Annotated in this window: 21 protein-coding genes and 1 pseudogene; 8 read left to right on the top strand and 14 right to left on the bottom strand. The window is 38.2% G+C overall.

All coding sequences use genetic code 11. The annotated features are described in order from the left end of the window. Nucleotides 1-626: 626 nt before the first annotated feature. Entirely contained in the window at nt 627-959 is a 333-nt protein-coding gene (locus tag MUN87_RS19375; protein ID WP_244743041.1) for a branched-chain amino acid transporter permease, read from the bottom strand. Next, complete coding sequence (locus MUN87_RS19370; protein ID WP_244743038.1) at nt 956-1,669, bottom strand: AzlC family ABC transporter permease; 714 nt, start codon at nt 1,667-1,669, stop codon at nt 956-958. Before MUN87_RS19370 ends, MUN87_RS19375 begins: the two co-directional genes overlap by 4 nt. Nucleotides 1,670-1,879: 210 nt before the next feature. Between MUN87_RS19370 and MUN87_RS19365 the strand changes: the two are divergent. Then, a pseudogene (locus tag MUN87_RS19365) lies at nt 1,880-3,264 on the top strand (aminotransferase-like domain-containing protein). 573 nt (nt 3,265-3,837) lie between these two features. Here MUN87_RS19365 and MUN87_RS19360 read toward each other — a convergent pair. Beyond that, nucleotides 3,838-5,376, bottom strand: a complete 1,539-nt coding sequence (locus MUN87_RS19360; protein ID WP_244743037.1) for a BCCT family transporter — start codon at nt 5,374-5,376, stop codon at nt 3,838-3,840. A gap of 296 nt (nt 5,377-5,672) precedes the next feature. Here MUN87_RS19360 and MUN87_RS19355 point away from each other — a divergent pair, with 296 nt between their 5' ends. From MUN87_RS19355 to MUN87_RS19335, 5 genes are all read left to right on the top strand, one after another. Then, nucleotides 5,673-7,232 carry a spore germination protein gene (locus tag MUN87_RS19355; RefSeq protein WP_244743034.1) on the top strand — a complete coding sequence of 520 codons (1,560 nt, stop codon included), beginning with the start codon at nt 5,673-5,675 and terminating at the stop codon, nt 7,230-7,232. Next, nucleotides 7,232-8,329 carry a GerAB/ArcD/ProY family transporter gene (locus MUN87_RS19350; protein ID WP_244743031.1) on the top strand — a complete coding sequence of 366 codons (1,098 nt, stop codon included), beginning with the start codon at nt 7,232-7,234 and terminating at the stop codon, nt 8,327-8,329. The genes MUN87_RS19355 and MUN87_RS19350 overlap by 1 nt, the downstream gene beginning before the upstream one ends. Before the next feature lies 1 nt (nt 8,330). Further along, nucleotides 8,331-9,509 (top strand): Ger(x)C family spore germination protein, encoded by a 1,179-nt coding sequence (locus MUN87_RS19345; protein ID WP_244743028.1) that lies wholly within the window; start codon nt 8,331-8,333, stop codon nt 9,507-9,509. Between the two features lie 14 nt (nt 9,510-9,523). Next, nucleotides 9,524-9,667, top strand: coding sequence for a hypothetical protein (locus tag MUN87_RS19340; RefSeq protein WP_244743027.1), 144 nt, complete (start codon nt 9,524-9,526; stop codon nt 9,665-9,667). A gap of 122 nt (nt 9,668-9,789) precedes the next feature. Beyond that, nucleotides 9,790-10,254 carry a hypothetical protein gene (locus MUN87_RS19335; protein WP_244743024.1) on the top strand — a complete coding sequence of 155 codons (465 nt, stop codon included), beginning with the start codon at nt 9,790-9,792 and terminating at the stop codon, nt 10,252-10,254. 61 nt (nt 10,255-10,315) lie between these two features. Here the strand turns inward: MUN87_RS19335 and MUN87_RS19330 are convergent, their stop codons facing one another. The 10 genes from MUN87_RS19330 to MUN87_RS19285 form a co-directional block, all read right to left on the bottom strand. Beyond that, the gene (locus MUN87_RS19330; protein WP_244743022.1) at nt 10,316-11,329 is read right to left on the bottom strand and encodes a DUF3231 family protein; all 1,014 of its coding nucleotides are present in this window, start codon (nt 11,327-11,329) and stop codon (nt 10,316-10,318) included. Between the two features lie 224 nt (nt 11,330-11,553). Further along, the gene (locus tag MUN87_RS19325) at nt 11,554-12,057 is read right to left on the bottom strand and encodes a glycosyl-4,4'-diaponeurosporenoate acyltransferase CrtO family protein (protein ID WP_244743020.1); all 504 of its coding nucleotides are present in this window, start codon (nt 12,055-12,057) and stop codon (nt 11,554-11,556) included. Nucleotides 12,058-12,069: 12 nt separating this feature from the next. Further along, entirely contained in the window at nt 12,070-13,194 is a 1,125-nt protein-coding gene (locus MUN87_RS19320) for a glycosyltransferase family 2 protein (protein ID WP_244743018.1), read from the bottom strand. A gap of 16 nt (nt 13,195-13,210) precedes the next feature. After that, the gene (locus tag MUN87_RS19315) at nt 13,211-14,707 is read right to left on the bottom strand and encodes a phytoene desaturase family protein (RefSeq protein ID WP_244743015.1); all 1,497 of its coding nucleotides are present in this window, start codon (nt 14,705-14,707) and stop codon (nt 13,211-13,213) included. A gap of 34 nt (nt 14,708-14,741) precedes the next feature. After that, nucleotides 14,742-15,599 carry a phytoene/squalene synthase family protein gene (locus MUN87_RS19310; protein WP_244743014.1) on the bottom strand — a complete coding sequence of 286 codons (858 nt, stop codon included), beginning with the start codon at nt 15,597-15,599 and terminating at the stop codon, nt 14,742-14,744. A 13-nt stretch (nt 15,600-15,612) separates the two neighbouring features. Beyond that, nucleotides 15,613-17,127 carry a phytoene desaturase family protein gene (locus MUN87_RS19305; protein WP_244743011.1) on the bottom strand — a complete coding sequence of 505 codons (1,515 nt, stop codon included), beginning with the start codon at nt 17,125-17,127 and terminating at the stop codon, nt 15,613-15,615. A gap of 845 nt (nt 17,128-17,972) precedes the next feature. Beyond that, nucleotides 17,973-18,563 (bottom strand): TetR/AcrR family transcriptional regulator, encoded by a 591-nt coding sequence (locus MUN87_RS19300; protein ID WP_244743008.1) that lies wholly within the window; start codon nt 18,561-18,563, stop codon nt 17,973-17,975. Between the two features lie 177 nt (nt 18,564-18,740). Beyond that, a complete protein-coding gene (locus MUN87_RS19295; RefSeq protein ID WP_244743006.1) occupies nt 18,741-19,166 on the bottom strand; it encodes an RDD family protein in 426 nt (141 codons plus the stop codon). 188 nt (nt 19,167-19,354) lie between these two features. Further along, nucleotides 19,355-19,663 carry a GNAT family N-acetyltransferase gene (locus tag MUN87_RS19290; RefSeq protein WP_244743003.1) on the bottom strand — a complete coding sequence of 103 codons (309 nt, stop codon included), beginning with the start codon at nt 19,661-19,663 and terminating at the stop codon, nt 19,355-19,357. Nucleotides 19,664-19,791: 128 nt separating this feature from the next. Next, nucleotides 19,792-20,235: an ASCH domain-containing protein gene (locus MUN87_RS19285; RefSeq protein ID WP_244748017.1), complete on the bottom strand. Its 444-nt coding sequence runs from the start codon at nt 20,233-20,235 to the stop codon at nt 19,792-19,794. A 169-nt stretch (nt 20,236-20,404) separates the two neighbouring features. Here MUN87_RS19285 and MUN87_RS19280 point away from each other — a divergent pair, with 169 nt between their 5' ends. Together MUN87_RS19280 and MUN87_RS22470 are read left to right on the top strand one after the other, a co-directional pair. Further along, on the top strand, nt 20,405-20,584 hold the full coding sequence (locus MUN87_RS19280; RefSeq protein ID WP_244743000.1) for a hypothetical protein: 180 nt from the start codon (nt 20,405-20,407) through the stop codon (nt 20,582-20,584). Nucleotides 20,585-20,881: 297 nt separating this feature from the next. Continuing rightward, nucleotides 20,882-21,151 (top strand): DUF3189 family protein, encoded by a 270-nt coding sequence (locus MUN87_RS22470; RefSeq protein ID WP_369414033.1) that lies wholly within the window; start codon nt 20,882-20,884, stop codon nt 21,149-21,151. A 29-nt stretch (nt 21,152-21,180) separates the two neighbouring features. Here MUN87_RS22470 and MUN87_RS19275 read toward each other — a convergent pair whose 3' ends face one another. Continuing rightward, entirely contained in the window at nt 21,181-21,951 is a 771-nt protein-coding gene (locus tag MUN87_RS19275) for a sugar phosphate isomerase/epimerase family protein (RefSeq protein WP_244742998.1), read from the bottom strand. Between the last annotated feature and the right edge of the window lie 15 nt (nt 21,952-21,966).

Raw genomic sequence — 21,966 nt, 5'->3', positions numbered from 1 at the left:
CCTGCCTCTTCCTCGCTCATTTGGTCCCTTTCCCGTTAAACGATACAAATCTCCTGCCCCTTCCTCGCTCATTTGGTTCCTTTCTCGTTAAACGATACAAATCTCTGGCTTCTGCTCCCCACTTTTGGTCCCTTTCCCATTAAACGATAGAGGACATTTTGATCGAATGCCTCCCTCTTTTGACCATTAACCGCATCTCTCATACAGCTATGAAATAATTTGAATATTTTCCATAATTCGTACTGTTATCGGTTTTATTCCATATAATCCTATTACAAAATAAACCTTTCCGATGTAGAAGTTTCACTAAAAAAGTAGACACTTCACTCCAACTTCTATTGATTATAAAAATGAACGACTGCTCAACTACAAGCTTCCAATCATCTCTTATAACTTTAGCAAAATAACCACACCGCCAGATGTTCTACTGTAGATAATCCATACCATAAAAACCCCCCTGTTCAGCATGATTACTTCCTTACTCTCAAGAAAAACTGGGCAGTTCCACTATCTGTTTTCAAAACAGTCATCATGTTTTCCCACATAAGCAAAAAAGCGTATTATCCAAGAGCAGATAATACGCTGGGGCTATTGCGGCGGTACTTCTACAGCACCTTTTCATTCAGTTAAAACACTACTTGAATCATAACCATATACACAACCGTTCCTGATGCAATGGAGAGCAGCATGTTTTTCTTCCAGAAATGGATCAGGACGACGGATGCTACACCTACCATTTCAGGTATGCCATAAGTTCCCGACAGAAACGTTACATCTTTCAGACAATAGATCACTAAAAGACCCAGTACCGCTGTTGGCAACACTCTTCCTAGGTAGCGAATATAATCCGGCGTGGTTTTACCGGCTGGAAATAGAATAAATGGCAGAAATCTGGTCAGCATGGTCCCTAGTACAACCATCGCTATCGTGATAACCTGCTGTGTTACACTCATCGTCATACGGTACTGACCTCGACTTTCTCATGTGGTTTTCTAAGTATTGTGAGTACTGCTAAAATAGCGAACATAGTTGGTATAATAAACAGATCTCCTCCGAAAATAACAAGGCAGATAACGGAACAACATAAGCCTATACCTGCGCTCCGATGATTTTTCTCTTTCATCCAGTTGTCCATCAATATAACGACAAACAAAGCAGTCAATACAAATTCAAGTCCTTCTGTATTAAATGGAATAAATGCTCCAAAATATGCCCCAATGATGGAACCGACTACCCAATAACCATGATTAAGCATGGTCACGAAGAACATAAACCAGCCTCTGTCGATATGGCGTGGTATGTCTGCCGTGCTATTAATCGAAAAAGCCTCATCTGATAGACCATAAATTAGGTAAAACTTCTTTTTGCCCATCCCTTTATACTTCTCCAGCATCGAAATACCATAAAAAATATGCCGTGCATTAACCATTATTGTTAAAACTAGCGCATATAGCGGATTAAAGGTAGCTAATAATAATGTAGCTGCCAAGAATTCCATCGATCCTGAATAAATCACTAAACTCATTAAGATCGGATATATAGGATGAAAGCCTAATGAGTTCATATAGATTCCATAGGCAATTCCTAAAAAAATAAAGCCTGCCATAATGGGAATGGTAAGCGGAAATGCCGAACGTAACGCTGCTGTTATATGATTTCTGTCTGTCATACGATCACATCCTGTTAAATGAACTGTATATTATTTTTATCACAATAAATCCATACAATAAATAAAAGAATTGTATGGATTACAATTCTTTTTGCTTCCACATATCTTCCGTTAAAGAGGACGTTTGCCTCGATTTCTCGACAAATTCGGACTGATATATGCATACAATCAATGATATAATTGTATTGATTAAAAATTGTGAGGTGTACCATGCCAGTAAATTCATTCGATCATTATCCCATGTCCTGGAAACCTGATAAACAAATGCTGAAACGTCCTTATTATCAGTCACTTGCTACGTTATTGGAACAGGAAATAACAAATGGCTTTTTGGCACCCGGAACAAAGTTGCCGCCACAACGTGAATTAGCAGACTTTCTCGATTTAAATTTCACCACCATTACGCGTGCTTATAAGGTGTGTGAAGAACGTGGCTTAATCTATGCCGTCACTGGAAGTGGCACCTTTGTTTCTGCAAATGCGACTCGCTCAATTACGATTTCAACGGATCAGGTCACTACCAATATCGACTTAGGATTTGTCGCCTCTTTTGAGCAAACGAATGCTATGGTAACGGAAACGATTGAAGAAGTCGTAAAGAAAAATTATTTGGAACAACTACTTAATTACAATGATCCGACTGGTATCCCCATCAAAAAAAAGCAGCACTTAATTGGATGGAATCGTTCGGTATTAATGTCGACCAGGACCATGTAGCGATTGTTTCTGGTGCACAAAATGCCCTGGCTATCAGTTTGTCGGCGTTGTTTGAGCCTGGAAATCGGATTGCAACAGATTTATACACGTATTCCAATTTTATCGAATTAGCCAAAATGTATCAGATTCAACTCGTCCCTATTGTTAGTGATATGTATGGAATGTCAGCCGAAGAGCTGGAAAAGCAGTGCAACAAAACAAATATTCACGGTATTTTTCTCATGCCATCCTGCAGTAACCCTACTACTATTATGATTCCGGATTTTAGAAAACGCGAACTAGCCGAAGTCATCCGTAAGCATCGGTTAATTTTGATTGAGGATGATATCCATGCCTTCCTAACAGCTGGCATTATTCCTGATTATCAGCAGCCGATGTTTGAACTGCTTCCGGAACAGACGGTTTATATTTGTGGTACCGGGAAATCGATTTGCTCAGGTTTACGAGTTGCCTATATGGTGTATGGAGATGTGTTGCGCGAGAAGATTCTGCGAGCTATTTTTAATATAAATCTTAAAACCTCTTCATTAGATGTGGAGATTATTACTGAGCTAATTCTGTCAGGTAAAGCGCATGAAATTATCACCAAAAAGAAACAGCTGGCACAAACAGCAAATGATATTTATTCCAAGTATTTCCCAACCAGCGAGCCAAACGGACATCCGCTTAGTTTTTATCGTTGGCTTCCGATTCAGGAACACAGCAATCAAATGGAACTAAGATTAGAAGAACTAGGCATTCGCGCTTTTCATTCAGACCGCTTCCTAAGTGGCCAGACAACACCTGATAAGTATTTACGCATTGCCCTGTCATCTGCCAAATCTATGGATAAGTTGCGGCTAGGTTTGCAAATTTTAAAACAGTATCTTAACCAATAGAAACTGAATATCATCAATGAATACATGTATACTTTTACGTATACTTATATTCGTTGATGATAACTACCTATACTATTCCCTGAGTGGTCATATTTTTGATTCTTATGGACAACTTTTACTCTTTTCCTTTTTAACTGTCCATAAGATCCATTCTTATAGACAACTTTTGCCCTTTTCCTTCTCAACTGTCCATAAGATCCATTCTTATGAACAACTTTTACTCTTTTCCTTTTCAACTGTCCATAAGATTCATTCTTATAGACAACTTTTGCCCTTTTCCTTTTCAACTGTCCATAAGATTCATTCTTATAGACAACTTTTGCCCTTTTCCTTTTCAACTGTCCATAAGAATGGATTATATGATAGGCCGAACATTTAACTCTTTTCCTCAGCTTGACGGCTATGGCCCGATCCCACAGGAAGCCGAGCCTATTTCAATCCATATGATAGGAACCCACTGACATTTATATGTTTTTAAAAATTTTCACTACATCGTGCTTCTTCATCGCCTCAGCATAAAAAAATCACTGCTTATCTTGGTTGATAAGCAGTGGCTTTTCTAGTTGACCTATTCTATTTCTTTTCCACAATCTTTTGTTCTCTTGCCATCTTAGCAGCAATTTTCGGTGCATCCCACAGTGCTGGAAGCAGCAGTAAGGATACAGGGACTGCTGTTACGACGATAAAGTTTTGCAGTGCCGTGATACTTCCTTCGCCAATTGCTAGTAAACAAACAGCGACAACACCGAACATAAGCGCCCAGAAGACACGGATGAAGCGATTTGGTTCATCGGTTCCGCTTAATGTTACCGCAACCGTATAGGACATTGAATCTGTTGTCGTCGCCACGAAGATAATCGTCACAATTAAGAAACCTACAGACAACAAGAAACCAAGCGGAATTTGATTCATAATCGCCATTACTGCTGCCGGCATACCATTTTCGTTAAGCGCAGTGGAAACCGAACCGCCATTTTGCATTTCGTAGAAAATACCCGATCCACCAACAACAGTGAACCAAAAATTACTGACAATTGGCGCGATAATGGAAACAGCGATAATTAGCTCTCTGATCGTTCTACCACGGGAGATTCTACTGATGAAGATAGCCATCATCGGACCATAACCGATAAACCAGCCCCAGAAGAAAATCGTCCAGTAGCCAAGCCAGCCTTGGTCAACACGATACAGACTCATCGTCAAGAAATTTTGTATATAAAAGCCTTGTGAACCAATAAACAGATCAATAATGAACAATGTTGGTCCAAGGATCAGCATTGCAACCATTAAAACAACTACAAAGCCAACATTTATCCGGCTCAGTAATTGAATGCCTCGTTCAATACCAGTTGCTGCTGAAATGGACGCAATCACTACTAAAAAGATAATGATAAGAGATTGCGTAAAATACGTATCAGGAATGCCAAATATTTCTTGCAAACCATATCCAACTTGCAGACCTAGAAAGCCAACAGGTCCAATCGTACCTGCTGCAACGGACACAATTGAAACAATATCTGCAATCGTACCTACAACACTTTTATGAAAAATTTTCTCACCAAACAATGGGTACAATAATGTACGCGGCTTAAGTGGATAACCTTTGTTGTAATGAGCATACATTAATACAATGGTCGCTAGGGTACCTAAGATTGCCCACGCTAAAAAGCCCCAGTGTAAGAAACTTTGTGCCATTGCCGGGAATGCAGCTTCCATCGATCCTGCTTCCATCCCTGAGAATAACGGCGGTGTTGTAATGAAATGATACATCGGCTCTGCCGCTGCCCAGAAAACTCCTCCACCTGCTAAAAGTGTACATAAAATCATCGAAATCCAACGATAATTATCATTTTCCGGTTTAACCAAATTACCGAGACGTACTTTTCCATATTTAGAGAAAGCTAATATTAATCCAATCACAAATGTCGCTAGCAGTAATACTTGCCAATAAGCTCCAAAATACTTCACTGAAAAGTTAAAGCTCTCATTAATCCATTGACCAGTTAATTGGTCATCCCAAACAGAAGCGAGGACAAATAAAATGAGAATGCCTCCACTAATGCTAAAGGAAACCCAATCCAATTTGTTCTTTTTTTCTATATCGTCACGCATTGTTTTCCTCCTAATATTTCATACGTTGCGTTTATCTTAACCTAATTCGAATTTATTATAATTCAGCTCTATCTCTCGACAATCAGCAACTCGCTCTTTCCCAAATACTTTTATATAATTTAGTGATAATTTCACCTGCCCATCCAGTTTAAGCACAATTTCTCATTATAGGTGAGTATAGAAAAGAAGTCAAAACTCACCTCTGCCTTTAACTACTGTAAAAAACAACTATTTTAGATAAGAACCTTCTCCAAGTATAGAACCGACTAAAGTTGGAGAAAAATTAGTTAATAGGAATGCTTTTATCTGAGGTGGTTATCATTCGCAAAAAGCTGTTTAATCAAAAACGAAATAAAGATGAATATTCAAATACTAATAAAATAGAAAAAACATTAGAAAACAACCTTATTATTATAAAGAAATTATTAGATGAACCGAACGATTTGCACGTGCGGACATTCACCGTACGAGGCTCACAGCATCTTTGTGCTACCGTCTATATTGATGGGTTAGCAGACAGCAAGTATGTACGTAATAATATTATCGAAAATATTCAGCTGAAAACCGAGAGAAGAGAAATACCTGATGATAAACAAGCGCTTTTCGATGTATTAAATCAAGAGATTCTATCCAGTTCCACCCTTCAAATAGGGTATACGCTCGATGATATATCCCATTCCCTTTTAACCGGGAGTACAATTCTATATCTTGACGGGATGGATAAAGTTTTTATTATCGGGACACAAGGGTGGGACAAACGCGCGATAGAAGAACCTGTATCCGAATCTGTCATCCGCGGACCTAGAGATGGTTTTGTCGAAGATTTACGAACGAACATGGTTTTAATGCGTCGTTATATCCAGGATCCAAATTTGCGATTTAAAACACATCAGATCGGAAGACGATCTAAGAAAAATCTTGTGGTAGCCTATATTGCTGATGTGATTCATCCGGATATTTTAAAAGAAATTAATCGAAGACTAGCTGCTATCGATACCGATGATGCACCAGAATCAGGCTTTATCGAACAGTGGATTGAAGATGACTATCTGTCTCCTTTCCCGCAAATTATGAACACAGAACGGCCAGATAAAGCCTCTGCTGCATTATTGCAGGGAAAAGTTGTTATCTTGCTGGATGGGAGCCCTTTCGTTTTAATCGCTCCCCTAACGTTAGGTAATTCTCTGCAATCTCCTGAAGATTATTATGAACGATGGACGATTGGTACTTTACTTAGAATTTTACGCTATATAGCAGCCTTTATTGCTATTTTTTTACCTTCCTTATATATTGCATTAGTTTCGTTTCATCCAGGGATGATTCCTACCAATTTAGCATTTTCGATTGCAGCTTCAAGGGAAGGTGTTCCATTTACACCGCTAGTCGAAGCATTCTTAATGGCCATCACCATGGAATTGTTACGTGAAGCTGGTGCACGATTACCAAGAACCATTGGTCAGACAATTGGAATTGTAGGTGGTCTGGTGATAGGGGACGCAGCAGTACAAGCTGGTATCGTAAGTCCTATCATGGTCATTGTAGTCGCTCTCAATGCGATTGCATCATTTGCCTTACCAGCCTACAGTATTGCTATAGCATTTCGAATTATATTATTCGGTTTTATCATATTATCGGGATTGTTTGGCCTTTATGGGATTATTATTGGTTATATTATGGTAAATATTCATATTGCCAACCTCAAAAGTATAGGGGTTCCATACTCCACTCCATTTGCGCCAACGTTCTTTAAGGATTGGGAAGATCTGATCTTTCGTGAACCCATCCCGCAATTAACCAGAAGACCTGTTTATATGCAAACAAGAGATAAGGAGACAACGGATAGGAGAAATAAGTAATGAAAAAGTTTGAATATGCTGACGAACAAATTTCTGACAAACAAATTCTGATTGCTGTTCCTTCCTTTGTGATTGGTATCGGCGTACTTTCTCTGCCAAAGTATATTGCCTCCGTAACAACGGCATCCGATGGCTGGGTTGCCTTATTAATTGGAGGGATCATCGCGATGGTTATCACTTGGTCTGTCGCTAAATTATCAGCCCGTTTTCCCAATCAGTCTTTTTTCACCTATTCATCCGCGATCGTTACACGACCAATCGCGATGATGCTTACTTTCTTGTTCTCCTGTTTATCAATGGGGATAACGGCGTTACAGATTCGACAGATTGCTGACATATCCAAGCACTATCTATTAAAAGAAACACCCGTTGAAGTCATTTCATTTACCTTTTTATTATTAATTATTTATGCGGTAGCAGGTTCCAGGACCGCATTATTCCGTTTAAATACAATGTTCTTACCCTTTGTTTTATTTGTCGCTGTGATTGTAATTGTTTTTAATATTAAATGGATGCATCCCAGTTTCTTATTACCTGCTTTTGAAACAGATCTGACAAGTTACTTTGATGCTGTAAAAAGCAGTGTATTGTCTTATGCAGGTTTTGGAATTCTGTGGTTTTATATCACACTTGTAAAGAAGCCGGAAAAAACACCGCAGCTGGCAGTAATCGGTATGTGTATCCCCATTCTGTTATACTTCGCTCTATATTTAACTTGTATATTAGTTTTTGGAACCTCTGTCACGGCAAATCTTCAATATCCGACTGTAGAACTGGCTAAAATTGTAGAAATTCCCGGTGGCATTCTGGAACGTTTTGAATCTTTGTTCTTTGTTATTTGGATCATGGCAATTTTTAATACGACTTCAATGGCATTAGATATAGCTGTCCTGGCACTTCAATCCATTTTTAAAAATACGGCTAAAGTGATCCTGATTTTTATTATTACGCCGATTATTTATATTGCCGGTATGTTACCACAGGAATTAGTGCAGGTTTCGCAGTTTTCATCCTTTATCGGGTACAGTTCGGTTCTATATACAGCGTTTGTTGTTATTTTATTATCTATCATCGCAAAGATTAGAAAGGTGAAGTGACATGAAGTATTTTCTAACATTTATTTCGTGCTTTTCTTTATGTATACTCTCAGGCTGCTGGGATGAATCACCCATAGACGAACGAGGTTTTGTGATCGGAAGTGCACTCGACACATCTGATAATAGTCAAAACGGTTTGTATGATATAACACTTACCAGTCAGTTTGTTATACCAGATAAATTATCAAATCCGAGTCAAGGGCAAGGTGGTGGTGAACAATCTGCTTTCAAAAATATTTCTGTCTCTGGCCAAAGTTCATTCCAAATTTCCAGAAACATGTTAAGCCTTACTAGCCTGATTCCGAACTATGAACATTTAAAAATCTTGGTCATTTCAACAGATATCGCAGAAGAATCTGAATTGTTTTCCAGTGTTGTCGATGGCTTTATCCGTGATCATGAAATGCGTAGAGGAATAAAAGTGATGGTAGCGGAAGGAGCTGCGAAAGAAATACTGGAAGTCAAATCAGATACAGAACAGCTTCCTTCACGATTAATTGATACTATCATGGAAAATAACGTGAAATCATTAGAATTAATTGAACCCGTACGAGTGGGAGAGCTGCACCGGTATTTATTAAACGAAAGCAGTTATGTCCTCCCACTCCTATCATTATCAGATGATGGTTATATTCAATACGACAGTATCGCTGTTTTTAATGGGAAAGCAGATCAAAAGGTTGGTTCCCTTACTGGAGATGACATTAAAGGACTCAATTTAATCAGAGGGAATGTTACTAATGGCATCATACTTTTTTACATAGATGGTCATCCTATGGTATACGAAATTAATACCGCCAGCAGTTCAGTCAACATCAATGTAGTTAACCCAGACGATATTCAAGTTACGGTATCAGTTGATACAGAAGGTTCGATTGCCGAAATGTTTGGCAGCAGAACACTGCTGGACCAGTCATATATTCACAAAATCGAATCACAAATTAATAAAAGAATCGAACAAATCATTACCACTACGATTAGAAAAGGACAGGAGGAATTACAAGTCGATATTTTCGGCTTTCGTAATATCTTAAGACAGAAACACTATAATGACTGGGAAAAAATCGAGAACAATTGGGAAGAAGGTGAACAGATATTCTCAAACAACACAACGGTAGAAGTGTCTTCAGACGCTATTGTACGAAACATCGGTGCTTCCGATAAAGCAAAAGATCAATGAATGGAGAGAGGATCATGTGGGAGAATATCATTGGAAGATTACCTGATAAGTTAATTTTGATTTGCTCGATCTTAACTTTTTTAGTACCTTTTGTTATTTATAAAATCAATAAAAAGCTGCACAAGAACGGCGATCCTATTTGGAAGAAAGAAGACTAATCTTTTGGATAAAGAAAAGTAGGTGCTACGATTGAATGTCTATATTTACGATATATCATTCAAAGAGAAAATTCCCCTTTATTTCTCTAATACAACCATTATTCTAGTAAAGGCTGAGAAAAATGAAAGTTGCTGAGGTAATGTTCTGGAGCATTGCATTACCAGGATTCGGACAAATACTCAATGGGAAATTGGTAAAGGGGATTGTATTAATAGGCCTGGAAATGATTATCAATGTACAGGCCAATATAAACGATATCATTATTTACAGTTTTTATGGGCAAATTGATCTCGCTATTGAGACGGCCGAGTTCCAATGGCTGATGTTCTATCCTTGTTTGTATTTCTTTGCTATATGGGATGCTTATAAAGACGCTGGCGGTGGTAACAAGCCGTTTGCTTTCTTCCCCTTTGTATGTTGCGCTTATTCTGTAACAATTGGAACGATCTTCTCCTCAAGTTTCACTTTGTTTGACGTTTTATTCGGGCCTATTTGGCTGCCCATTTTAAGTGTACTGCCTGGACTTTTTCTTGGAATACTTTTGCAAATGATTATGACAAAAACCACTTCAACTAAGCTAAAATGAAAACAGTCCATTTTGCAGGATAGCGCGATGCCTCCTTCCAAATGGACTGTTTTTTGATGCATTAACTTTTATTTTTCGCTAATTCCTCTCGATTCTTCGTCCCTGGTGGTTCCTCTAACCAATTGTTCTTGATCATGATATCTACTCCGCTTTTGGCTAATTTCGCCACTTCTACAGACAACCGTTCATAATTTGCCATCAAATCAGTTCGTTGACTGGCAGCAGCTGCAGTAGCATAATTACCGATTCCCGATGAAATCATAAGTGACATATGGAACATCATTAATTTATCGGAAAAGGTTGGAGAAGTCGAGTCACTAACCGATACATCCGGAACTTGTGGAGCTTCCAAATCATTTTCTAAAAGAATATCCCCAAAAATTTTGATATGCTTTTTGGCGATTTCTTTTGCTCGTAACATATAATCTTGCACTTCTTTCATCGGAGACGTCTGTGCGAAAGAAAGACATAACTTTACCCCAATCGTATTTGTCTGAATGTTCATGTATAAATACGAAATCTCGGTAGCATTTAATGGTCGTTTGTGATGTAATGGATTTAAACCCCTCATATATTGTTTACTATCTATATAAGTTACTTCTTTAGGTACTTCAATATATGGTTGCCTTGCATTTACACCTTTGGATAGCGCAATCTCAGATGCTTGATGAAAAAGCTTCGTCGTTTCTTTAAGAGCATCCATAAAATAAAGTCGGATATCCTCCCTGTCACTCATGGCAACTAACCCACTATAAGTCACCATTCCTACTTTCGCCATATGAGTGACGTAGCTTAAACAAAATAAATCTGTATAGAGCCAAGGGGCATCCTCCTTCACATCACTAGAGGTAAACCCCACTGGTTTCGCATAATGCTCTTGTTCAAAAATAGCCAGTAATTCGTCAAGATGGTTGGCTGATATGTCATACGCCAACTGGATTACTGTTTTTATATCCTCATCCTCTATATGTTTCTGCATAAAACGCAAGATACTGTTCGCCATACTGTCATTCATGTAGCCCATCCATAACGAAGAAATCTCGCCAGACGTCAGGTGTATATTTTTGTCACTCATCTGCATCCTCCCAAATAATTCATTCTTCGTTTATTATGTACAGAATGAGTTAGATTATGACGAAAAGCCCTCTAATTTAAACTATATAATCTTTAGACTTTCAATAAAATTATCGGCTTCGCATTCTCCTCTTCAGCCTTACTGACAAAAAGTACATTCAGCCCTTGTTGATTGCTATAGAAATGAGGTCTTATTGCTTTTCATATAAAAAAAAGCTGAACCCATTACATAACCAGCCTTCCCTTACCTTTTTTTCTTTTCACAACAAGTTGTAGTCTTGCACGGTTATATCGTTGCAGCATAATAATAGGTATATTTACCACCAGTGCATACACAATCATTATCGTCCCTGCCCACGGAGGATTCCATAAAAAAAAGAGAAGAGCTGGGGGAATACACAGCCAGTGTGTTAATTCTGCTCTTCGCGATTCCCTGATAAATGTTTCCAGATAAACTACATCAAGCGTCAGCAGCTCTTTTTTTTGAAAACCTTTTTTAAATAATTTTGCTCCATCTGGTACAATATGTTTCCAGCGTTTTATCTTAAAATTATTGCCCCAAAACTTTCCCTCTCGTTCCCAGCTTCTGATCTGATATAATCCACTATTTTTTCTAAAATGTTCCTCCCGAATTGCTAATGTGATGAGGGAAATAACAATATGAATGACGCCCCAGATCAAAATATCTAAGATAATCGTCCACATATTTCCTAAATCTATTAATTGCATAGTCCTAACACCTCAGACTTTTATTTTACGACCACGCCAGTTTACGGTATGACGAATATACGTTAAATATAAAGAGTTCCCAAAAATCACAGAAAAAAACAAGAATAAGCAAGGGAAGAACAGAAACGATACAAAATGAAAACTCCCTGTCCGATTTGCTGAATAATACAGTTGCAGCATATAAAGAAAATATACGATCAAACCACAAATAATCCAATTCAGGGATTCGGTGAACAGAGCAGTAACGAGAAAAGGAAAACTGATAAATCCACCACTAATCCAACTGATGATCGCACCCATTACAAGAGGATGCGTGGATTGCGAAGCAGTAGCAAAGCTCTTAGACCACCCTTCTACCAATGGTCGAATACCGTCCGGGTACATTTGAAAATTAATGACTCCCCGCCCACTATAGCAACGTACCGGCATGCCCTTCTCTTTAAAAAGACTACCAAGTGCTAAGTCATCCATTACCGCTTCACGAATTTTTTCATGTCCACCTGTACGAAAATAATCTTCCTTTGCACATAGAATACAAGGACCGAACGATCCAGCAACCTCCAACTTTTCGCGAAATGGGGTAAACACATTCATCCCTGCCATTACAATAATATTAAAAACAGCAGACAAGTTTTCATAGAAACGCTCGATGGTATGGTAGGGCTGGAGCGACAATATGCCACTGCTCCCCTTTTCTTGATAACAGGAAACCAAATTACCTAAACTCTCTTCATCGGTAAAACGTGTGTCTGCATCTAAAAATAACAAATAATCACCTTGCGCGTGATTCGCCCCTGTCCAGCAGGCTGATGATTTCCCAATCCAACCATCCTGCAATGTGTTATTACTTCGGACGCTTGCATGATATTGACGTGCAATGTGTGCTGTTTGATCCGCAGAGTCATCATCGACCACGATCAATTCATATCTGCTATATTGTTGCAAGGCAATCGATTCTAACAATGGTTTTATCCGTTCTTCCTCATTCCTGGCCGGTATAATGATGGATATCATGATGTCACTAATTTCTTGTGTTTGTTTCCTTGTCACATAAGGAATTTTCCAAAGCATAACTAAGCCCGCCATCAGACCAGCTATGATCACGATTAAACCACTTATAAATACCCAAGTAAGCAACCTTCATCCTCCTCTTTTAAGCTTTACCGTCTCTTGTCAGAATCATATCCTTTACTTGCTGACCACTTAGCGTTACCATTGGCATGCCACCGCCAGGGTTAACCGAACCTCCAACAAAATATAGATTAGAATATCGTTTACTTTGTTTCGGATGCTTAAAACCTTTATTTTTCTTTTTGTCTGATAGCGTACCATATATGGATCCTCTGTGAGAGTAGTACATTCGCTCGATATCATGCGGAGTCCACATGTCCTCTGTAACGATATGATCCCTCAATCCATCTAATCCCATGCCCTCTAGTTTCAACAGCACTTGTTCCCTAAAGCGTTTGTAATCCTCATCGGTAAAGGCTGTATCCTGAATATAGGGAATATGCGGCAGTATTTTTATGTTTTCGTGCCCTGCTGGCGCTTGCTTTGGGTCTGTTTTATTTACATTAACGACATAAATAGTTGGATCATCCGGTAACTGATGATGATGAAAAATATGGTGCATTTGCTCTTTTAGATTTTCGGAAAAGAAAAAATTATGATGGGCTAGTTGCGGATATGTCTTCCTTACCCCTAGATGTAAAACAAGCCCTGAACTGGATGGTTCAAATTTTTTCTCTAGATTTGACAGATAGGCTGTATCCTCCTCTAACAAATTACGATAAGCCGGAATTACTTCCATATTGGAAATAAAATAATCTGCATGTATGTGTTCTCCATTCAACAATTCAGCAGCAACAATTTTCTTATTCTTATTTTTTACTAACTTCTTAACTTCCTGGTTATAATGGAGCTCGACTCCAATTTCTACTGCTAATTTCTCCATGCCAAGTGCGATCTGATGCATGCCACCAGGAACATACCAAAGTCCTTGTGCGTGTTGCATGTAAATCAACATATTTAAAATAGCAGGTGCGTCGTATGGCGAAGACCCTACATATTTAATGAAGTAGGATAAAAGGGTTCGCAGCTTGGGATTACTGATCCTTTTCGCTATCGCTTCATACATAGTCGAAAACAAGTCAAAGCCTTTTAAAGAAGCGAAAATACCTTGATGTTTGACAATCTCTTTCGTGGTGTCCAACCCTTTAGCGAAATAACTTTGTTCAGTAGACCGATACAATTTTTTTGCATAGTCTAAGAAATCCTTGTATTCAGCGATATCACGTTGACTGAGCTGATCATTCGTCCGAAGCATATACTGCAAATCACGGTATAAATCGATTGTGGTACGATCGGTAAAAAAACCACGAATCTCATGATCCAAACGTTGGACTGGAAAGTAATCTCTCATCTCTTTACCACTTCTATGGAACAAGCGTTCAAATATTTCGGGCATTGTTAACATCGATGGACCCAAGTCAAACCCGAATCCGTCCTGCTCGAGTCGATTTAATTTGCCACCAGGATGACTATTCTTTTCAAAGAGAGATACTTGATAACCATGCTGTGCCAACGAAATAGCTGCTGACAGTCCACCAAGACCTCCCCCAACAATGACAACTGTTTTGGGATGTGCCATACATCTGTCCTCCTATCTGTCTGTTATGATCACGTTATAATTGAAGTGCCTGGTGAATATCTTCCATTTCTTCCGCTGATAATGCATTTTCTTGACCAAAACAGTCATAATTATTATTGCGAATCGATGTTAAGATACCACGATATACTTTTGCAGATAGTATCACCGGTAATCTGCTATCCCTATCAAAATAATCCAATTTCTTGTAAAAATCATCATACAATTCATCAGCGCGATGAGCTATTTTCTCAAAAATCTGGATAAAAGCAAGATTAACTACGCCATTGGCTAAATCTGTTTCTGTATAGGATGCTTCTATCATTAACTGTTCAGGCAAATAAATACGATGAATTTCCTGATAGTCTTCGCCGATATCTCGTAATATATTGGTTAACTGCATAGCAGCTCCTAAACTAATAGCTTGTTGCCTAAGATCTATTGTTGATTGGGATGAGATGATTGGTAATAGCATTAATCCAACTGACCCCGCTACATAATAGCTATACTTTTCTACTTGATCCAATGTTGCTGGCTGCTGAAAATCTATGTCCATTCGTTGTCCTTTTAATTGATCAAAGAAGGGCTCTATATCCATGTCATAACGATCAAAAACATCGTGCAGCGCTCTCCAGATTGGCTTATCCACTGGTATTCCTTCGTTAAATAATGATAATTCTCTTTCTACTGCTTCCAGCCTTTCTATCTGTTCTTCTTTGCTTATTACATTATCTACACTATCATCAGCCAACCTGCAAAAAGCATAAATCGCAAATACAGCATTAGCTTTATCTTTCGGAAGTCGTGAAAAGGAATAATAAAAACTTTTGGAATGTCTGCGAATAATTTGTTTACAATAAAGATAGTCTTGTTTTAATTGATTCGTAGTCTTCATGCCAACCCTCCTGTTATTGAGAAACATGCTTACCATCATCCAACATCAATTCGCCACTGGCAATTTTGGCTGACAACAATACGATCGGAACACCAGCACCTGGATGTGTACTGCTTCCGGTAAAATAGAGGTTTTCACAATTTTTCGCTTTACTTTGAGGACGCATATGATTACTTTGTTTTAGCGTAGGTCGTAACCCAAAACACGCACCATTGTAAGCATTAAATTTTGACTTGAAATCTTCAGGAGTCATATACGTTTCGGAAATAATATCTTCCTCTAAATTTCCAAAACCATCGGTATTCATCAGCTTCCTGATGACCAAGGATCGATAATATTGAATCGTGTCTTCATCCCAAGGATAATCAGCTGTAGATAAATCCGATACTGGTACAAGTATATATAGCCCATCCTGTCCTTCAGGAGCTAATGTTTTGTCCATTTTGGAACCGATGTAGACATAAAAGGAAGGGTCATCGATTTTATCGCCATTAAAGATCTGTTCCAGGTTTGTTTCCAAGTCATCACTAAAAACAAAATTATGGATATTCGATACCTCTTCATATTTCTTGTTCATGCCCAAATACATAATGAAGCAGGAGCAGGAATATTTCATACTGTCTATTTTCTTATCGGTATATTTACCTTTTGCCTTAGTATCCTGAACCAACTGTTTCATCGCATATGGAAAGTCAGCATTGCACATCACATAATCTGCATAGACTTCTTGTTCATTCACTTTAATACCTTTAGCCTGTTGATTATCAATAAGGATTTCTTCCACATTCGCATGATAATGTACCTTTCCACCTAATTCGATAAACAATCGTTCCATTGATTGCGCCATGGTATACATGCCACCTTTGATAAACCACACACCATATAACAGTTCAATCATTGGAATAATCGTGTATAAAGAAGGGCCGTTTAATGGAGAGATGCCAATATATAAGGTTTGGAAACTAATCATTTGTTTCAGTCGTTCATCCTTTATGTATTTACTAATAAAACGGTCGGCATTTCCTAATGTTTTCAGCTTCAAACCTTGCCAAAGCATATATGGATTATAGAAGTCTGTATGCTTTCGAAATGGGCGTTGCAGAAAATGATTTTTTGCTACCAGGAATCGTTTGTATATTTTATCTAAGTACGTGAGAAAGCCACTCGCGTCCTTGTCACTGAATTTTTCCAGCGTTTTCATTAGGTCTGTTAGATCTGAGGATATATCATACGTCCCTTTTCGGCTGCCTCCGAAGAACACGGTATACATCGGATCTATTTTTTCCATTGGAATGTAATCATCAGGATCTCGGCCTGCTAACTCAAATATTTCCCGATACAGTTCAGGCATCATGACGATGCTGGGACCTAGATCGAACTGAAAACCGTCCTGTTCGATCTTATGCATCTTACCACCGGGAATCGCTTCTTTTTCATACAGTTCCACTTGATAACCAGCATGCTGAAGTCTGATTGCACTTGCTAATCCCGCAACTCCCGCTCCTATGACAATTACCTTTTTCTTCATGAGGTTCTATCTCCTTACCTACTGATATATTTTTAAATTGTAATTAGCGTTCAATGGGAACTTTCTCTATTTAGTTGAATAGGAAATTTGACATACAATAATAAAAACAGATAACTACATAGTACCCTTCCTTCTCAAGAGTGAAACTTTTTACTTAACAGCTATATATTAGTTTTTTCACGAAAAATTACCACCATACGGTATAGTTCCTTTATATCACATTTGCATTTCACTTATCAATTGATAAGTGAAGATTTAAGAAAAAACGGGCATAAACCACCCGGTCCTAATTGACTTAATCAATAAACAACTTCCTATAATATGGATTATGTTAACTAGCTGCTTAGTGGTGATTTTGAAAGGATTCATGTGCTAGGATACCGCTCCAGCCAACCACTTCGCGTCCTGCGGGGCACGGCTGAAGCTAACTTTGTGAAGAAGATCACTTCACAAAGTGGATCTTCAGCACCTGCATAATCCCGCGGGAGTCTACGTGGTTGGCCTACGCTAGGATGTTTGCTCTACAACTTTTGGAATTGATAGCATATTGATCACACCATAAATAACAGCTTTTGAATAACATAGTGCCTAGAACCACTGCTTTTAGCTGTTCTATACATTGTAGCACTTCCCTAAAGCGTAGGAAATTAGCTGAAGCCGTGCCCACAGGACGCGGAGCCTATTTCCGGAGCTTTGCAACGCAGATAAAATATTTCAAAATGACCGTTTTGCCATACAGCCTTAGTTAACATAATCCATATTATAGGAACCTATCTTTCTATTCAGCATAATTACTTCTACGACTGTACTTATATACTTTCTTTGCTTATAAAAAAAGATCCTTCTTAGGATTTTTTCGTCCCATGAAGGATCAAGTCTACAAGTAATGCGTATTCACCAGCTAATGATTTTGTTCTCTGTCTTCTATTAGATATGGTTTGGCCAATTGTTAATAAGCAAAACCTTGCCGCTTCTTCCGGTTCAATGCTATCTCTTAATTCACCCTTACTTCTCATTTCTTCAAATAGATGTAAGAAGGGTTCTAAATATGTTTCTCTCCATAATGAATAGATCTTACGTTGATTCTCTTCCTTGAATTCAACCGAAATATCATGAATCATCATCATGATGCTCGAAGGATGCTCCTCCGCCAGTACTTCCAGCATCAACTCCAATCGCTTTGCCATCGTAGTTTCATTAATCGCAGTCAGCTTTTTTTGGATACTCTGGACAAATCTATGTAACATCGCAATATACAGGGATTGCTTATCTGTATAATGATAATATAGAGCAGGCTGGGTAATCTCACATTTTGCAGCTATCTCTCTCGTCGTGACAGCTCGGAATCCTTTCTCCATGAATAAATCTTCTGCTACCTGTAAGATTCGATTTCTTGTCCATTCCAGTTCTTCTTTTCTAGATCTTGGCTTCATCATTTATGTATACTCCCTTATTCTTCTTACTACCAGTATATCACTTTTAGCACTGTCACTTGTATGACGGTTTAGAAAAGGTAGGGAAAAGTCTAACATAAGTTTCTTCTGTATCTTGAGCTTATCGCGAGCGTTACGAACTAGAACGTCCATTCTAATAGAATGGACGTTCATGCATACTTATTCTGCTTCTGTTGCCGGTTCTGTTGTTACATACGTTCTGGCAATAAAGTCATGAATAGCACGTTTATCTTCTCTGATCCCCACCATAAACGCACTAACTATTAAACCGATACCAAACGTGAAAGCATATATCATACCTGCGACAATATCTCGTAACAACATGTTCCCTATGCCTACTTTACTACCATCTAATTTCACAATACGATTACCGGTAAGTCTTCTCCCAATTGTATAACCATACCACACAACTGGCAGAAGTAACCCATAGATAACGCCTAACCAATCAGTAAAATAATAATCATCTCTTAAAAATTCCCCATAGATCGCTAATGTCAAAAATCCGCTCACTAGCGTAATCAGAATGCCATCTAAAAATCTTGCACAAAGTCTGTTTAGAAAACCAGCTGGATTCATCACAGTCATGTAAAATCACTCCTCAAGTTATATCTATTTTCTGTCGTTTTACGAGAACTGTTTTTCGTAACAGTGCACAGTCTTGCTGTTCCATTCACGATTTTCATAGAACGTAAATCCCATCGATTCCCAAAAGTGTTTGGCTCCTTCATTGTATTCGAGAATACCAATATGTACAACATGATAGCTTTGCTCTTTTAATTTTTTTCAAAAGCTTCATAAGCCCTTTTTCCGCATCCTAGTAATTGATACTCTTTTTTGATCATCAAAAACCCTATCCACGGATGATTGTCGCGAGGATTATTGTCTAAAAAATCAACAACACCAATCGTTTTTTCTCCATCTATGATAAGATAACTTTCGGTTTTACCATTTAAGAATTCTTTTCTAATTTCAGACATAGATCGTGAAGCATTGCCATTCTCCAGTATATTGTATGCTGGATTTGAATGGACAATGTCAGATGCTAGTGTTAGGTTGTGTTCAGTAATTGGTTGGAAGATCATTGGCTTCTCCTTTTTATGTATTTGTTGCATATAGTAACGGTTTGAATTATAGGTTAATTCCAAAGATCGATTGCTTTTGTGCATGACAAGAGTATTTTTTACCTAAACTCGAATAGTAAGGTTCATTTTCACTTCACATCAATCACTTCAAACCGCTCACATACCAATAACATATCTTCAGAAAATTCCCGCCCAATTGCATTCAATTCGTTTCGAAAAAATGTTTCATGAGCTTTCCACCAATACTGATAAGACTTATCTCCTTCACCTTCTGCAGCAGCAAATTCTGCTGATACCTCATTCATAGGTGTTAATGTAACTTCTACCGTCTTTATAAGTGCAACTGGCTTATCTTCACTATTTAATACAATACTGTAATCCTCTGTTGTCGGCAGAGGTTCATTCTCCAATTCATAAAATAAATGAGCCGAGCATGTTGCCGTTTTGATTCCATCAATCACTAATTGTGCGAGGTAATCAGGATCAGCGCCGAATTGCCATGCACTGACATTTTCAGGTTGATCCTGTTCACCCCAATATTCATTCCAGTATGCTTGTGCTTCTTGATTCATCATTTACCTCCAGTATTTTTCATATCGTACGAGAAATTGTTCTGTAACACTGTCTTTATTAACAGTAGTCACTAAATATATCATCCTTTATATTATTCTATTATATATTTTCGATTAGATTATAACTAGGTTTGTTCGTAAAAAACTTAAAGAGAGAGGAGGCAAAATAGTGGTTGAACAAAGCAATAGCCGAACAAACACCAAGAATTGTGTTCATTCGGCTATCGTGACTGCAACTTCCTCCACATGGTCATTTGTTATTTTGTTGTTTGGCTACATGACTGCGTTATTCAAGTTCATCCAATCAGCACTTTACATCGTTGTACCTTTTTCCTTTAAAGAAGGATAAAACACTAAAATTCGGAAATCTTATGAATAATATCATCATTGGTAAAAAATGAAAAAGTTAGTACATCATTCATTTCACATATAAGCTCATAAAGTTTAGTTTAATTGGCGAAATAATAATAAAATACACAAGGAGTAATATTAGTGATATTTATATACAATGATTTCGTAGGCACTCATACTACAATCACTTGCTGTTGTAGCCTATCATTTAAACAGATCGCCAACAGACCTACGGATGAAATCGTCCATGTACATTATTTTAATCAATTAAAGAAAAAAAGGCCTCGGAAAATTAATTTTTCATGGTATCGATGATGATGAAAAAGATGTTTATACCATTGGCAGAAGAAATAATAAATATGTAGTACCTGCTATTGAACAAGTAGCAAGCTGGTTGCAGAAAAGAAATCGTACAGAGGAAAAGAAAATCATTTCTAACACTTCTCCTATAGTTCCTTTTGTTATGTCAATTGGAGGTATCTTAGCAAGAGGATTGCATGGAAAAATAAGCGTAAAAAGCAGTAATACAATACGTAAACGGTGTGTTAGCAAGGTACGAACTTAGCCCCTGCTAACACACATAAGTTATATCTTTTATGAGGTATGGTTACTATACTTTAATTTCTGTAATGCTCTCGCATCTTGCAAAAACTGGTCTACATCATCATCTTTTACAAACTCCATTAACAGATAACGTTCTTTGCCATCTTGACTGATTTTCTCTAAATACTGGTGCCATTCATCGATTCCTTCTGATAAATGCATGCGCTTTTCAAAGGAATACCAATGGAATACATGGATATTGGTGATCCATGGTTTCACCGCTTCGATACTGGCAAGCCTCTCTGCTACAGATACCTGATTAGGAGGCTGCCAATAGGTATACACATTATGATGCGAAACGTTCTGTAATAATTGCTGAGCACTTTCCTTTGTATCTGTTAATGTATGATCATGAAACTCTAAATGAATACTAATTCCTTCGGCATATGCGAGGTCGCCTATTCGTCTCGCATCCCCAGCGACTCGTTCACGATAGTCGCCACTTGCCTTAGCACTGCCAAGGGCACCTGCCCATACCCGGATGGCTGGTGCACCTAAAGCCTTTGCTGTTTGACATACTGTTTCAAATGTATAGTGTTGTGCTTCTTGTTCCGCCAATCGGTAATAAGAGCCATATGAACTGACTTCTAATCCTGCATTTCTCGTCCTCGCGCCAACATCTTCAGCTGTCTGTATGTCCCCCACTGGTACATGAACATCTGCGCCCCATTCAATCGCATCCAGTTCTGCCTTTTTGGTTAATTCGATTATTTCATGCGTGTTTTTATGCCGAAACGTTATCGAACACATACCTAATTTCATATTGGCACTCCTTTC

The sequence above is a fragment of the Gracilibacillus salinarum genome (assembly GCF_022919575.1).
In the GTDB taxonomy this organism is placed as follows: Bacteria; Bacillota; Bacilli; order Bacillales; family Amphibacillaceae; genus Gracilibacillus; species Gracilibacillus salinarum.
This window is presented reverse-complemented; position numbering and strand designations above follow the sequence as displayed.

Coding starts and splice junctions, on each gene's coding strand:
- MUN87_RS19375 (WP_244743041.1), bottom strand. CDS start 959: ATGACGATGAGTGTAACACAGCAGGTTATCACGATAGCGATGGTTGTA.
- MUN87_RS19370 (WP_244743038.1), bottom strand. CDS start 1,669: ATGACAGACAGAAATCATATAACAGCAGCGTTACGTTCGGCATTTCCG.
- MUN87_RS19360 (WP_244743037.1), bottom strand. CDS start 5,376: ATGCGTGACGATATAGAAAAAAAGAACAAATTGGATTGGGTTTCCTTT.
- MUN87_RS19355 (WP_244743034.1), top strand. CDS start 5,673: ATGCTTTTATCTGAGGTGGTTATCATTCGCAAAAAGCTGTTTAATCAA.
- MUN87_RS19350 (WP_244743031.1), top strand. CDS start 7,232: ATGAAAAAGTTTGAATATGCTGACGAACAAATTTCTGACAAACAAATT.
- MUN87_RS19345 (WP_244743028.1), top strand. CDS start 8,331: ATGAAGTATTTTCTAACATTTATTTCGTGCTTTTCTTTATGTATACTC.
- MUN87_RS19340 (WP_244743027.1), top strand. CDS start 9,524: ATGTGGGAGAATATCATTGGAAGATTACCTGATAAGTTAATTTTGATT.
- MUN87_RS19335 (WP_244743024.1), top strand. CDS start 9,790: ATGAAAGTTGCTGAGGTAATGTTCTGGAGCATTGCATTACCAGGATTC.
- MUN87_RS19330 (WP_244743022.1), bottom strand. CDS start 11,329: ATGAGTGACAAAAATATACACCTGACGTCTGGCGAGATTTCTTCGTTA.
- MUN87_RS19325 (WP_244743020.1), bottom strand. CDS start 12,057: ATGCAATTAATAGATTTAGGAAATATGTGGACGATTATCTTAGATATT.
- MUN87_RS19315 (WP_244743015.1), bottom strand. CDS start 14,707: ATGGCACATCCCAAAACAGTTGTCATTGTTGGGGGAGGTCTTGGTGGA.
- MUN87_RS19310 (WP_244743014.1), bottom strand. CDS start 15,599: ATGAAGACTACGAATCAATTAAAACAAGACTATCTTTATTGTAAACAA.
- MUN87_RS19305 (WP_244743011.1), bottom strand. CDS start 17,127: ATGAAGAAAAAGGTAATTGTCATAGGAGCGGGAGTTGCGGGATTAGCA.
- MUN87_RS19300 (WP_244743008.1), bottom strand. CDS start 18,563: ATGATGAAGCCAAGATCTAGAAAAGAAGAACTGGAATGGACAAGAAAT.
- MUN87_RS19295 (WP_244743006.1), bottom strand. CDS start 19,166: ATGACTGTGATGAATCCAGCTGGTTTTCTAAACAGACTTTGTGCAAGA.
- MUN87_RS19290 (WP_244743003.1), bottom strand. CDS start 19,663: ATGATCTTCCAACCAATTACTGAACACAACCTAACACTAGCATCTGAC.
- MUN87_RS19285 (WP_244748017.1), bottom strand. CDS start 20,235: ATGAATCAAGAAGCACAAGCATACTGGAATGAATATTGGGGTGAACAG.
- MUN87_RS19275 (WP_244742998.1), bottom strand. CDS start 21,951: ATGAAATTAGGTATGTGTTCGATAACGTTTCGGCATAAAAACACGCAT.